The 537-nt window shown below is 46.2% G+C and carries 1 protein-coding gene and 1 pseudogene; both read left to right on the forward strand.

Annotated features, from left to right (window positions below; genetic code table 11):
• Nucleotides 1-106 precede the first annotated feature (106 nt).
• Nucleotides 107-442: a MazG nucleotide pyrophosphohydrolase domain-containing protein gene (locus tag ACWHAR_RS31360; protein ID WP_003185554.1), complete on the forward strand. Its 336-nt coding sequence runs from the start codon at nucleotides 107-109 to the stop codon at nucleotides 440-442.
• Nucleotides 429-537 (forward strand): annotated as a pseudogene (locus ACWHAR_RS31365) (HD domain-containing protein); the annotation flags it as partial. The gene ACWHAR_RS31360 and the pseudogene ACWHAR_RS31365, both read left to right, overlap by 14 nt.

Below are 537 nucleotides of genomic sequence, written 5' to 3' on the forward strand. Positions count from 1 at the left end.
CTCACTCCAACTCCATATATTGATAAAAGCAATTAACATTGTACTATATATTGTTTGTTCCGTGTGCGATAATATAATTGAATTTCTAAACGGGAGTGTATAACTTATGACAATCACAGACGCGGAGCAATGGACAAAGGCATTTTACAGGGAAAGAGGATGGAGCGAATACGGACCTTTCATCAGGATGGGATTTTTAATGGAAGAGGCTGGCGAACTGGCGAGAGCGGTTAGAGCATACGAAATCGGAAGGGACCGTCCTGACGAAGCAAAACGGCCGGCTGCTGAACTGAAAAAAGAACTGATCGAAGAAATGGGCGATGTAATGGGGAATTTGATCATGCTTGCCGGCATATACGGTGTTTCATTGGAAGACATGATGGATGCCCATCGCTGCAAACTGACGGAACGATTTGCAGGAGAGCATCATGAAGATCAATGACCGCCTTTACGGGGAGGCAGATTTGGAGCCTGTGCTGACAGACCTCATTCGTTCAAAAGCCGTTCAGCGTCTGAAAGGGATTCATCAGGGCGGGG

The sequence above is a fragment of the Bacillus sp. LR--39 genome (genome assembly GCF_053613335.1).